This window comes from Streptomyces sp. Alt3 (assembly GCF_030719215.1).
Taxonomy (GTDB): domain Bacteria; phylum Actinomycetota; class Actinomycetes; order Streptomycetales; family Streptomycetaceae; genus Streptomyces; species Streptomyces glycanivorans.
In genome coordinates this window covers 995,704-1,009,338 of the sequence record NZ_CP120983.1, presented here as the reverse complement: position 1 = coordinate 1,009,338, position 13,635 = coordinate 995,704, and the positions used below count along the sequence as shown (strand labels likewise).

The window sequence follows — 13,635 nt, the reverse complement described above, 5'->3', positions numbered from 1 at the left end:
GGATTCCTGTGGGGTTAGGTGCCCTTGTACCGGTCGGTAGCAACCAAGACTGGATAGTTCCTGCCAAACGTAGCGAGGGGAACCCGTACATGACCGGCTCACGTGTCGTGGCGCTCGGCCACTACCAGCCTGCCAAGGTCCTCACCAATCAGGACCTGGCGGCCATGGTCGACACCAGTGACGAGTGGATCACCAGCCGTGTCGGCATCAGGACCCGGCACGTGGGCGGCCCCGACGAACCGGTGGACGAACTGGCGGCACACGCCGCGGCCAAGGCGCTCGCGTCGGCCGGCCTGCAGCCCTCGGACATCGACATGGTCCTCGTCGCCACCTCCACGGCGATCGACCGCTCGCCGAGCATGTCCGCCCGGGTCGCCGCGCGTCTGGGTATGGGATCTCCGGCCGTGATGGACATCAACGTGGTCTGCTCGGGGTTCACCCACGCGCTGGCCACCGCCGACCACGCCATCCGTGCCGGAGCGGCCACCCGGGCCCTCGTCATCGGCGCCGACAAGATGGGCGACATCGTCGACTGGACGGACCGCTCCACCTGCGTCCTGATGGGGGACGGCGCGGGGGCCGCGGTCGTCACCGCCGACCCCGACGGAGGTGACAGGCCGGGGATCGGCCCCGTCCTGTGGGGTTCGGTGCCCGAGATGGGCAACGCCGTCCGGATCGAGGGCACGCCCCCGCGGTTCGCGCAGGAGGGGCAGTCCGTCTACCGCTGGGCCACCACCCAGCTGCCGCCGATCGCCCGCAAGGTGTGCGAGCGGGCCGGTGTCACGCCCGAGGACCTCGCGGCCGTGGTGCTGCACCAGGCCAACCTGAGGATCATCGAACCCGTCGCCCGGAAGATCGGCGCGGTCAACGCGGTCATCGCCCGGGACGTCGTGGACTCCGGCAACACCTCGGCCGCGTCCATCCCGATGGCGCTGTCCAAGCTGGTGGAGCGGGGCGAGGTCGAGAGCGGCGCTCCGGCCCTGCTGTTCGGCTTCGGCGGGAATCTTTCCTACGCGGGTCAGGTGATCCGCTGCCCCTGACGCCCCCGCTGCGGCATTGCGCTCGGTAGACTGTAGACGATAAGCAATTGCCGGGCGCCCGGAGGGGGACCGCGATGTTGTCCGCAGGACTGCCGCAAGGAACTGTGCCGAAGCTGGAGCGGCCGGGGCCGTTGCGCGAGCGCGTCTACGAGGCGCTCCTCGAGCTGATCACCACGCGTGCCCTCCGTCCCGGCCAGCACCTGGTCGAGAGCGAACTGGCAGGGCACCTCGGGGTGTCGCGGCAGCCGGTCCGCGAGGCGCTCCAGCGGCTGAACACCGAGGGCTGGGTCGATCTGCGCCCCGCGCAGGGCGCGTTCGTCCACGAACCCACCGAGGACGAGGCGGACCAGCTGCTCTCGGTCCGCACCCTGCTGGAGGCCGAGGCCGCCCGGCTCGCCGCCGCCCATTCCGGGCGGCCGGGCATCGAGGCGCTGGAGGAGCTGTGCTCGCAGGGCGAGCGAGCCGTCGCCGCCGACGACGTGGACCTCGCCGTCGCCACGAACGCCGCGTTCCACGCCAAGGTCATGGAGCTGGCCGGCAACGTCGTGCTGTCCGAGCTGGCCGCCCAGGTGGACCGGCGGGTGCGCTGGTACTACACACCGGTGGCCAGGCAGCGCGGCACCCGGTCCTGGATCGAGCACCGTGAGCTGATCGCGGCGATCGCGGCCAGGGACGAGCAGCGGGCGACCGAGATCATGCGGACGCACACCGAGCACACGCGCCAGACCTATCACGAACGCGAACAGTCCTGATCCCGTTCGCGGACACCCGCAGATCCTCCTGACGGGAGGAGGGCGGGTGACCGCGGTCGTTCGAAGGAGGCCGGGGCGCGATGCCCCGGCCTTTTTCGTGTCCCGGCGGGAGTCCGGCCGTGGTGGACAGCTCTCCGTGTCGATCTCCCGCGGTGCCTCGCCGGCCCTCGCGAGGGACATCTTTGTCCTGAGTGTGGAGAAAGTTGGAGCGGATTCATGCGCAACTTCTTCCCACTCAGGTAAACCGCTGCTACGTTCCCCTCGAAAGCCCGACGGACTGGCCGATGTGGCGGGGAGGGACGCGTGAGACGCATGACGGCACGACCCGCGAACACGCACCAGGCTCGACTGCTCAGACTGTTGCGCGACGGAGGTCCCAACTCCCGTGCACAGCTGGGCGATCAGATCGATCTGTCACGGTCCAAGCTGGCCGTCGAGGTGGACCGGCTCCTGGAGACCGGACTCGTCGTGGCCGACGGGCTCGCCGCGTCACGCGGCGGTCGCCGCTCCCACAACATCAGGCTCGCCCCCGGACTGCGTTTCCTCGGCGTCGACATCGGGGCCACCTCCGTCGATGTCGCCGTCACCAACGCCGAGTTGGAGGTCCTCGGACACCTCAACCAGCCCATGGACGTACGGGAGGGTCCCGTCGCGGTCTTCGAGCAGGTGCTGGCTATGGCGGCCAAGCTCAAGGCATCCGGGCTCGCCGAAGGGTTCGACGGCGCCGGCATCGGCGTCCCGGGGCCCGTCCGCTTCCCCGAGGGCATACCGGTCGCTCCGCCGATCATGCCGGGCTGGGACGGCTTCCCGGTCCGGGAGGCGCTCAGCCAGGAACTCGGCTGCCCCGTCATGGTGGACAACGACGTGAACCTGATGGCGCTGGGGGAACAGCACGCGGGTGTCGCCCGCTCCGTCGGCGACTTCCTCTGCGTCAAGATCGGCACGGGTATCGGCTGCGGCATCGTCGTCGGCGGTGAGGTCCACCGCGGCACGACGGGCAGCGCGGGCGACATCGGCCACATCCAGGTGGAACCGGACGGGCGCGCCTGCGCCTGCGGCAACCGGGGTTGCCTGGAAGCACACTTCAGCGGCGCCGCCCTGGCCCGCGACGCCGAGGACGCCGCCCGCGCCGGCCGCTCCCCCGAGCTGGCGGCCCGGCTCGACGGCGCCGGAAAGCTCTCGGCCGTCGACGTGGCCGCGGCCGCCGCGGCCGGTGACCCCACGGCACTGGACCTGATCCGTGAGGGCGGGAACAAGGTCGGCCAGGTCATCGCCGGACTCGTCAGCTTCTTCAACCCGGGCCTCGTCGTGATCGGCGGAGGCGTCACCGGGCTCGGCCACAACCTCCTGGCCAGCGTCCGCACCCAGGTCTACCGGCAGTCCCTGCCCCTGGCCACGGGCAACCTCCCCATCGTCCTCGGTGAGCTGGGGCCCGTCGCCGGAGTGACCGGTGCGGCCAGGCTCATCAGCGACCACCTGTTCTCGCCGGCCTGATGCACGGGCCGGTGCGCCGTTCGGCACGCGCACCACAGCCACCTCCGTAAGCAGCCTGTCCCGAGCTCCGCCCGCAGGACCGCACCGCACGAGCACAGCAGCACCACCCAGCAGTACCGCACCGCACGAGCACAGCAGCACCACCCAGCAGTTCCGTCAGCAGTACGGCACCGCCGGCACTGCACCCTGCCCGCTCACCGGCCTTCCCCGCGCTCCCGGCTTCCCGCCCGGGCGGGGGAGAACCGATCCGCCGAGGGGATCCGTCATGGCACCAGAACCACCTCTGCTCACGATGTCCGGCATCACCAAGTCGTTCCCCGGAGTACGCGCCCTCGACGGCGTGGACCTGGAGGTCGTCGCCGGTGAAGTCCACTGCCTCCTCGGCCAGAACGGCGCCGGCAAGTCGACCCTCATCAAGGTACTGGCCGGGGCCCACCAGCCCGACGGCGGCGCCATCACCTGGGGCGGCGAACCGGTCCAGCTGACCTCGCCCATCACCGCGATGCGCCTCGGAATCGCCACCATCTACCAGGAACTCGACCTGGTGGAGGGCCTGTCGGTCGCCGAGAACGTCTTCCTCGGACACGAACCGACCAGCGCGGGCTTCGTCGTCCGCAGCCGTGAGGCCCGCACCCGGGCCGCCGCGCTCCTGGGGCGCCTCGGACACCCGGAGATCGACCCGGCCCGCCTGGTCGGGGACCTCTCGGCCGCCCACCAGCAGATCGTCTCCATGGCGCGGGCCCTCTCCCACGAAGTGCGGCTCATCGTGATGGACGAGCCGTCCGCCGCCCTCGACCCCGACGAGGTCGACAACCTCTTCCGCATCGTCGACGGACTGACCGCCGACGGTGTGGCCGTCGTCTACATCTCGCACCGGCTGGAGGAGATCCGGCGCATCGGTGACCGGGTGACCGTGCTCAAGGACGGCCGTGCCGTCGCCGTCGGCCTCCCCGCCAAATCCACCCCCACGCGGGACGTCGTCGCCCTGATGACCGGCCGCAACGTCGAGTACGTCTTCCCCGAGCGGCCCGCCCCCGGCGCGCGAGCCGCTGCCGAACCCGTGCTGAAGGTCGAAGGACTGTCCCGCAAGGGCGAGTTCGAGCCCGTCGACCTGGAACTGCGGCCCGGCGAGATCGTCGGCCTGGCCGGGCTCGTCGGCTCCGGACGCTCCGAGATCCTGGAGACCGTCTACGGCGCCCGCAAACCCACCACGGGCCGCGTCCTCGTCGACGGCGCACCGCTGCGCGCCGGCAGCGTCAGGGCCGCCGTGGCCGCGGGCATCGGCCTGGCCCCCGAGGAACGCAAGGCCCAGGCACTGCTGTTGACGGAATCCGTCACCCGCAACGTCTCGGTCTCCTCACTGTCCCGCTTCGCCCGGGCCGGCTGGCTCGACCGGGGCGCCGAGCGCGAGGCCGCCAGGACGGCGACCCGTGAACTCTCCCTGCGGCCCGACAACCCGGACGCAGCCGTCCGCACCCTCTCCGGCGGCAACCAGCAGAAGGCGGTCCTGGCCCGCTGGCTGCTGCGCGGCTGCCGGGTCCTGCTGCTCGACGAACCGACCCGCGGCGTCGACGTCGGCGCCCGCGCCGAGCTGTACGCCGTGATCCGCCGGCTGGCCGACGAAGGCCTCGCCGTTCTGCTCGTCTCCAGCGAAGTGCCCGAAGTCCTGGGCCTCGCCGACCGGGTGCTGGTGCTCAGGGAGGGCCGTGTCGTGCACACGGCCGACGCCCGGGAGCTCGACGAGCACCGTGTCCTCGACCTCGTCATGGAAGGGAGCCCGACGTCATGACACAGCCCGCACCGTCGGCGCAGCACCACGGGCCGGAGAAGGGGACCGTGCCCGGCCCCGCGGCCGCACCGCCCTCGAAGAAGGGCGGCGGCCTGCGCGCCCTCGGCCTGCGCGTCGATGTCCGCAACCTGTCGCTGCTCGGTGTACTCGCCGTACTGATAGCCGTCGGCGGCATCACCGAGCCGGAAGCGTTCCTGGACACCGGGAACCTCCAGCTGATCCTGACGCAGTCCTCCGTCATCGGGGTCGTCACCGTCGGCGTCACCTTCGTGATCATCAGCGGCGGGATCGACCTGTCCGTCGGCGCGATGGTCGCCCTGGCCTCCGTCTGGGCGACGACACTGGCCACCCAGGAGTACGGCTTCGCGGGCATCCTCTTCACCGCCGTGGTCGTCGGACTCGCCGCGGGACTCGTCAACGGGCTGCTGATCTCCTACGGCGGCATGGTCCCGTTCATCGCGACGCTCGCCATGCTCGCCTCGGCGCGCGGCCTGGCCCTCCAGATCACCGACGGGAAGACGCAGATCGTCACCGTCCAGTCCGTGCTGGACCTGGGCCTCCCCGACAGCTACGTCCTCGGCATCCCGCCCCTGGTCCTCGTCTTCGCCGCGGTGACCGTGGCCGGCTGGCTGATCCTCAACCGGACGACGTTCGGACGCCGTACGGTCGCCGTCGGCGGCAACGCGGAGGCGGCCAGGCTCGCGGGCATCGACGTACGCCGCCAGCGGCTCTACCTCTACCTGCTCTCCGGCCTCTGCTGCGGCATCGCCGCCTTCATGCTCGTCATCCTGTCCGGATCGGGCCAGAACACCAACGGCAACCTGTACGAGCTCGACGCCATCGCCGCCGCGATCATCGGAGGCACTCTCCTGAGCGGCGGACGCGGCACCATCGTCGGCTCCGTGCTCGGTGTCCTCGTCTTCACGACGATCACCAACATCTTCGCGCTGAACAACCTGCAGAGCGACGTCCAGCAGATCGCCAAGGGCGCGATCATCGTCGCCGCCGTACTCGTCCAGCGCCGCACCCTGCGCGGCGGCGAGACCTGATCCCCTCCCCGGCGACGGAGCGCTGACCTCCGTCGGCCGCACAGCACCTGACACCACCCGCAGTTCCGTATGCACCGCACCGGATGAAGGGTTTGACAGCCATGCCAGAAACCAGCCGCAGAGGACTGCTCTTCGGCACCGCGGCCGTCTCCGCGGGAGCCTTCCTCACCGCCTGTACCAGCAACGAGCCCAAGGAGAAGGCGGCCGCGCAGAGCAATCAGCCCGCCGCCGACGACAAGCCGGGAACGCCCGTCACCATCGGCTTCGCCGGCCCCCAGGCCGACCACGGCTGGCTGAACGCGATCAACGTCAACGCCAAGTCGCGGGCCGAGAAGTACTCCGAGGTGACCCTGGAGATCACCGAGGGATCCAACGACACCGCCGCCCAGATCGGCCAGGTCAAGACCCTCATCAACAAGAAGGTCGACGTGCTCGTCGTCCTCCCCGCCGACGGCAAGGCGCTCACCCAGGTCGGCCTGGAGGCCATGAGGGCCGGCATCCCGGTCGTCAACCTGGACCGCGTCTTCGCCTCGCCGCAGGCCTACCGCTGCTGGGTCGGCGGGGACAACTACGGCATGGGACTCAACGCCGGGCACTACATCGGCGAGCAGCTCAAGGACAAGGCGGACGCCAAGGTCGTCGAGCTCGCCGGCATCGACAACCTGGAACTCACCAAGCAGCGCAGCCAGGGCTTCGCCGACGCGCTGAAGAACTACTCCAACATCAAGCTGGTGGCCCGTCAGGCGGCCGACTTCACCGTGGAGTCGGGCCAGGCCAAGATGGCGCAGCTCCTCCAGGCGCAGAAGCAGTTCGACGCCCTGTGGAACCACGACGACGACCAGGGCGTGGGCGCCCTGCGGGCCATCCAGCAGGCCGGCCGCGACGAGTTCATCATGGTCGGCGGGGCGGGCGCGAAGTCCGCCATGGACGCCATCAAGGCCGACGACAGCGTCCTGAAGGCCACCGTGCTCTACCCGCCCACGATGGCCGCGTCCGCGATCGACCTGGCCCGTGCCCTCGGCCAGAGCAAGGGTGTCGCGGGACTGGCCGAGATGGAGATCCCGACCTCGCTGACCCTGTACTCGGCCGTGGTCACGAAGGAGAACATCGACCAGTACCTGCCGACGGGCTTCAGCTGAGCCGGCACCACCGCCGCCACCGAACCACCGACGAGGAGGAAGTCCGCATGGCCCGTAGGGAAGAGACCGAGCAGGAGACCGGGGCACCGCCGCCGACGGCGACACTCGGCGTCGGCATGGTCGGATACGCGTTCATGGGCGCCGCCCACTCCCAGGGGTGGCGCACCGCGGGACACGTCTTCGACATGCCGGTGAGACCCGCTCTGGCCGCGATCTGCGGACGCGACCGCACGTCCGTCGAGGCCGCCGCCGCCCGGCACGGGTGGGCGGCGGCGGAGACGGACTGGCGCGCCCTGATCGCCCGGGACGACGTGCAGCTGGTCGACATCTGCACCCCGGGCGACAGCCATGCGGAGATCGCCATCGCCGCCCTCGAAGCGGGCAAGCACGTGCTGTGCGAGAAGCCGCTCGCCAACACGGTCGCCGAGGCCGAGGCCATGGCGGAGGCCGCGGAACGGGCGGCGGCCCGCGGCCAGGTGGCGATCGTGGGCTTCAACTACCGCAAGGTGCCGGCCCTCACCCACGCCCGCGCGATGATCGAGGAGGGGAGGCTCGGGAGGCTGCGGCACGTCCGGGCCACCTACCTCCAGGACTGGCTCGTCGATCCGGAGTCGCCGTTGACCTGGCGGCTGGAGCGCGAACGCGCCGGATCGGGCGCGCTGGGGGACCTGGGGGCGCACATCGTCGACCTCGCCCAGTACCTGGCCGGGGAACCGCTGGTCGGGGTGTCGGCGGTGAGCGAGACCTTCGTACGCGAGAGGCCCGTGCTCGTCGGCGCGGCAGCCGGGCTCCCGGGCTCGGCGGACGGTGCCGCACGGGGGGCGGTCACCGTCGACGACGCCACGCTGTTCACCGGACGGATGGCGTCGGGAGCCCTGGCCTCCTTCGAGGCGACCAGGATGGCGGCGGGACGCAAGAACGCCCTGCGCCTGGAGATCAACGGGGAGCTGGGGTCGATCGCCTTCGACCTGGAGCGCCTCAACGAACTCTCCTTCCACGACCACACGGAACCCGCCACCAGCGCGGGCTTCCGCCGGATCCTCGTCACGGAACCCCAGCACCCCTACCTGGAGGCGTGGTGGCCGCCGGGCCACGGCCTGGGCTACGAGCACACCTTCGTCCACCAGGCCCGTGACGTGGTGCGCACGATCGTCGAGGGCCGTGCCCCGGTGCCCTCGTTCGCCGACGGGCTCCAGGTCCAGCGGGTGCTCGCCGCAGTCGAGGAGAGCGCCGCCAAGAACTCCGTACACACCCCGGTCCCCTTCTAGGAGGTTCCGCGCATGCCCCGTCCCTTCACTCTCTTCACCGGCCAGTGGGCCGACCTGCCACTGGAGGAGGTCTGCCGGCTCGCCCGGGACTTCGGCTACGACGGACTCGAACTCGCCTGCTGGGGCGATCACTTCGAGGTCGACAAGGCCCTGTCCGACCCCGGGTACGTCGACGGGCGGCGACAGCTCCTCGACAAGTACGGCCTCAAGTGCTGGGCGGTCTCCAACCACCTGGTGGGCCAGGCGGTCTGCGACAGCCCGATCGACGAGCGCCACCAGGGCATCGTGCCGGCCCGCATCTGGGGGGACGGGGAGCCCGAGGGCGTACGCCGGAGGGCGGCTGAGGAGATCAAGAACACCGCCCGCGCGGCCGCCGCCTTCGGGGTCGACACGGTCATCGGCTTCACCGGGTCCTCGATCTGGCACCTGGTCGCCATGTTCCCGCCGGTCCCGCCGCACATGATCGAGCGCGGCTACGAGGACTTCGCGGAGCGGTGGAACCCGATCCTGGACGTCTTCGACGCCGAGGGGGTGCGCTTCGCCCACGAGGTGCACCCGAGCGAGATCGCGTACGACTACTGGACCACGCACCGCGCCCTGGAGGCCGTCGGCCACCGGCCCGCGTTCGGGCTGAACTTCGACCCGAGCCACTTCGTCTGGCAGGACCTCGACCCCGTCGGGTTCCTGTACGACTTCCGGGACCGGATCTACCACGTGGACTGCAAGGAGGCCCGCAAGCGCCTCGACGGGCGCAACGGGCGCCTCGGCTCCCACCTGCCGTGGGGCGACCCGCGGCGCGGCTGGGACTTCGTCTCGGCGGGGCACGGTGACGTGCCCTGGGAGGACGTCTTCCGGATGCTGCGGTCCATCGGTTACGAGGGCCCGGTCTCCGTGGAGTGGGAGGACGCCGGCATGGACCGGCTCACGGGGGCGCCGGAGGCGCTGGCCTCGCTGAAGCGGTTCGACTTCGACCCGCCGAGCGCGTCGTTCGACGCGGCGTTCGGCGGGGGCAACTAGCCGGCAGCGGGGCCCGGGCCCCGCTCCTCCGTCGCCAACGGCGGGCGACCTGGCCCCGTGGTGTCCGTGAGAGGACTCCAGGGGCCGGTCAGCCGTGCCCTGAACCGGCTTTGTCCTGGCCTCGGCGGAAGTTCGACCCAGTCCCTGCGCAAGGGCTTTTCGTACCGGACGAACGCAGCTACCGTCCCATACGTGTACACGACATGACTCGCGTCACCGGGTCCCCCACGCCCCCGGTGACGAGCGCGGCAGTCCCCGCGCGGATCGGCAGACCTCACCCGCCCGAACAACCGGCACACTCCGGAGGACGCACGTGCACAGAAGCAGCAGACGGCTCCGCGCCCGTAAGACACTCGCCCTCTTCACCGGCGGACTGCTCGCCGCCGCGACCCTCACCCTCGGCTCCTCGCCCGCGGCCACCGCCGACGCCTCTCACGCCGCGGCCGCGCAGGACGCCGCCGAAGACTTCCAGCAGGTCACCCTCGCCAAGGGGGCGGCCGAGACCGGCGAACCCATGTCGCTGGCGGTGCTGCCCGACCGCAGCGTGCTGCACACGGCCCGCAGCGGCGAGCTGCGGATCACGGACAGCTCCGGCAACACTCGCGTCTCGGGCACCGTCCCCGTCTACTCGCACGACGAGGAAGGTCTCCAGGGCGTCGGGATCGACCCGGACTTCGCCGAGAACCGGGCGATCTACCTATACTACGCGCCTCCGCTGGACACCCCGGCCGGCGACGCCCCGGAGAACGGCACCGCCGCCGACTTCGCGAAGTTCGACGGTGTGAACCGGCTCTCCCGCTTCGTGCTCAAGGAGGACGGGACCCTCGACAACGCCAGCGAGAAGAAGGTCCTCGACATCCCGGCCACGCGCGGCATGTGCTGCCACGTCGGCGGAGACATCGACTTCGACGCACAGGGCAACCTCTACCTCTCGACGGGTGACGACTCCAACCCCTTCGCCTCCGACGGGTTCACGCCGATCGACGACCGCCCGGACCGCAACCCGGCGTTCGACGCCCGACGCACCGCCGGCAACACCAACGACCTGCGCGGCAAGGTCCTGCGCATCAAGGTCGCCGACGACGGCTCCTACACCGTGCCGGAAGGCAACCTCTTCGCGCCCGGCACCGACAGGACCCGTCCCGAGATCTACGCGATGGGCTTCCGCAACCCGTTCCGCTTCAGCGTCGACAAGGCCACCGGCATCCTCTACGTGGGTGACTACGGCCCGGACGCCGGCGCGGCCGACCCGAACCGCGGGCCGGCCGGACAGGTGGAGTTCGCCCGGGTCACCGAGGCCGGCAACTTCGGCTGGCCGTTCTGCACCGGCGCCAACGACCCCTTCCGCGACTACGACTTCGCGACGAAGACGTCCGGACCGGCCTTCGACTGCGCGGCCCCGAAGAACGAGTCGGCGCACAACACCGGCCTCGTCGACCTGCCGCCCGCGCAGGCCGCGTGGATCCCGTACGACGGTGCCTCGGTGCCCGAGTTCGGCACCGGCTCGGAGTCCCCGATGGGCGGACCCGTCTACCACTACGACGCGGACCTCGACTCGCCGGTGAAGTTCCCCGAGGAGTACGACGGCGACTTCTTCGCCGGAGAGTTCGGCCGGCAGTGGATCAAGCGCGTCGAGCAGGACACCGACGGTGCCGTCCAGTCGATCAACGACATCCCGTGGACCGGCACGCAGGTCATGGACATGGCCTTCGGACCCGACGGGGCGCTCTACGTCCTGGACTACGGCCTCTCCTGGTTCGGCGGTGACGAACACTCGGCCCTGTACCGCATCGAGAACGCCACCGGCGGCCGCTCGCCCATCGCCGAGGCCTCGGTGAACAAGACGTCCGGTGTCGCACCGCTCAAGCTGAAGTTCTCCTCCGCCGGCACCTCCGACGGTGACGGGGACGCCCTGACGTACGCCTGGGACTTCGGTGACGGTGGCACGTCCACGACCGCCGACCCCACGTACACGTACAAGAAGAACGGCACCTACGTCGCCACCCTGACCGTCGAGGACCCCACGGGCCGCACGGGATCGGCGAGCGTGCACGTCACCGTCGGCAACACGGCGCCCACCGTCGTGCTGCGGGCACCGGCCGACGGCAGGCCCTTCGAGTTCGGCGACGAGGTGCCCTTCGAGGTGACCGTCACCGACCCCGAGGACGGGACGATCGACTGCTCGAAGGTCGAGGTCAAGTTCACCCTGGGCCACGACAGCCACGGCCACGACATCACCACCGAGCACGGCTGCGAAGGCACCATCAAGACCGCCATGGAGGGCGGCCACGACCCGAACGCCAACATCTACGGCGGGATCTCCGCGTCCTACACCGACGGTGGCGGCGGCGGACAGGCCGCACTGACCGGCCGTGACGGGGCGAAGCTCCAGCCGCGCCACCGCCAGGCGGAGCACTTCGACGACTCCTCCGGCATCACCACCCCGAGCAAGACCAGCGCGCACGGCGGCCGGACCGTCGGCGACATCGACAACGGCGACTGGATCTCCTTCACCCCGTACATCCTCGACGGCTCCACGAAGCTCACCGCCCGTACCTCGTCGGCCGGCGCCGGAGGGTTCCTCGAAGTGCGGGCCGGGTCGCCCACCGGCAAGATCCTCGGCTCCGCGCCCGTCCCGGTGACCGGCAGCTGGGACACGTTCCAGGACATCGACGTGCCGCTGCGCGGAGCGCCGAAGAAGGCCACGGAACTCTTCCTCGTCTTCAAGGGAGGAGCCGGAGCCCTGTACGACGTGGACGACTTCGAGCTCTCGAACAGCCCGGTCGACCGCACCGCGAAGCGCGTCCTCGTGTTCTCCAGAACGGGCGGGTTCCGGCACGACTCGATCCCCGAGGGCGTCGCCGCGCTGAAGGAACTCGGCAAGGACACCAACATCACGGTCGACTCCACCGAGGAGGCCGCCCAGTTCACCACCAGCAACCTGGCCCGCTACGACGCCGTCGTCTTCCTCTCGACCACCGGGAACGTCCTGAACGCCGACCAGAAGAAGGCGTTCGAGAACTTCGTGTCCACCGGCGGCGGCTACATGGGCGTCCACGCCGCAGCCGACACCGAGTACGACTGGGAGTTCTACGGCGGCCTCGTCGGGGCCTACTTCGACTCCCACCCGCAGATCCAGCCCGCGACCGTCCGCGTGGAGAACCACGACCACCCGGCGACCGCGCACCTGGACGAGGCCTGGGACCGTACCGACGAGTGGTACAACTACCGCTCCAACCCCCGGGACAAGGCCCAGGTCCTCGCCACCCTGGACGAGACCACCTACACCGGCGGCACCATGAAGGGCGACCACCCGATCTCCTGGTGCCAGGCGTACCAGGGCGGCCGCTCCTTCTACACCGGCCTCGGCCACACCAAGGAGTCCTACGCCGAACCGGCCTTCCGCCAGCACCTGCTGGGCGGTCTGCGCTACGCCGCCGGACAGGTGAAGGCCGACTGCAAGCCGGACACCGGCTACCGGTCGATCTTCAACGGCAAGACGCTCGAAGGCTGGAAGCAGGCCGGCCCCGGGAAGTTCGCCGTCGTCGACGGTGAGCTGCGCACCGAGGGCGGCATGGGCCTGCTGACCTACCAGGCCAAGGAGCTGAAGTCCTACTCCCTGAAGCTCGACTGGAAGATGGAGGGCGACGACAACTCCGGCGTCTTCGTCGGCTTCCCCGAGTCCGACGACCCGTGGTCCGCGGTGAACAACGGCTACGAGATCCAGATCGACGCGACGGACGCCGCCGACCGCACGACCGGCGCCGTCTACACCTTCAAGTCCGCGGACATCAAGGCCCGTGACCGTGTCCTGCGTCCGCCCGGCCAGTGGAACAGCTACGAGATCAAGGTCCAGGGCGAGCGGCTCCGGGTCTTCCTCAACGGCGTGAAGATCAACGACTTCACCAACACCGACCCCGTCCGCAGCCTCAGGGACGGCTACATCGGTCTCCAGAACCACGGAGCCGACGACCAGGTGTCGTTCCGCGACATCCAGCTGAAGGAGCTGCCCTCCACGTAGGGCGGCAACCTCCTGCGACGCGGCGGGCGGGGAAGCACGAATCTTCCCCGCCCGCCGCCCACCACC

General features: G+C 70.5%; 9 protein-coding genes. All 9 read left to right on the top strand.

All coding sequences use genetic code 11. The features are described 5' to 3' along the window. Nucleotides 1–89: 89 nt before the first annotated feature. Nucleotides 90–1,040, top strand: a complete 951-nt coding sequence (locus tag P8A20_RS04515) for a beta-ketoacyl-ACP synthase III (protein ID WP_147960274.1) — start codon at nt 90–92, stop codon at nt 1,038–1,040. A gap of 74 nt (nt 1,041–1,114) precedes the next feature. Continuing rightward, a complete protein-coding gene (locus P8A20_RS04510; protein WP_147960275.1) occupies nt 1,115–1,792 on the top strand; it encodes a GntR family transcriptional regulator in 678 nt (225 codons plus the stop codon). A gap of 312 nt (nt 1,793–2,104) precedes the next feature. Beyond that, nucleotides 2,105–3,286, top strand: coding sequence for an ROK family transcriptional regulator (locus P8A20_RS04505; RefSeq protein ID WP_147960276.1), 1,182 nt, complete (start codon nt 2,105–2,107; stop codon nt 3,284–3,286). Between the two features lie 265 nt (nt 3,287–3,551). After that, nucleotides 3,552–5,075: a sugar ABC transporter ATP-binding protein gene (locus P8A20_RS04500; protein WP_306102907.1), complete on the top strand. Its 1,524-nt coding sequence runs from the start codon at nt 3,552–3,554 to the stop codon at nt 5,073–5,075. Continuing rightward, on the top strand, nt 5,072–6,124 hold the full coding sequence (locus P8A20_RS04495) for an ABC transporter permease (protein WP_147960278.1): 1,053 nt from the start codon (nt 5,072–5,074) through the stop codon (nt 6,122–6,124). The genes P8A20_RS04500 and P8A20_RS04495 overlap by 4 nt, the downstream gene beginning before the upstream one ends. 101 nt (nt 6,125–6,225) lie before the next feature. After that, nucleotides 6,226–7,263 (top strand): substrate-binding domain-containing protein, encoded by a 1,038-nt coding sequence (locus tag P8A20_RS04490; RefSeq protein ID WP_306102906.1) that lies wholly within the window; start codon nt 6,226–6,228, stop codon nt 7,261–7,263. Nucleotides 7,264–7,310: 47 nt separating this feature from the next. Continuing rightward, a complete protein-coding gene (locus P8A20_RS04485) occupies nt 7,311–8,531 on the top strand; it encodes a Gfo/Idh/MocA family protein (RefSeq protein ID WP_306102905.1) in 1,221 nt (406 codons plus the stop codon). Nucleotides 8,532–8,543: 12 nt separating this feature from the next. Beyond that, nucleotides 8,544–9,548 (top strand): sugar phosphate isomerase/epimerase family protein, encoded by a 1,005-nt coding sequence (locus P8A20_RS04480; protein WP_306102903.1) that lies wholly within the window; start codon nt 8,544–8,546, stop codon nt 9,546–9,548. A 313-nt stretch (nt 9,549–9,861) separates the two neighbouring features. Continuing rightward, complete coding sequence (locus tag P8A20_RS04475; RefSeq protein WP_306102902.1) at nt 9,862–13,569, top strand: ThuA domain-containing protein; 3,708 nt, start codon at nt 9,862–9,864, stop codon at nt 13,567–13,569. Nucleotides 13,570–13,635 lie beyond the last annotated feature (66 nt).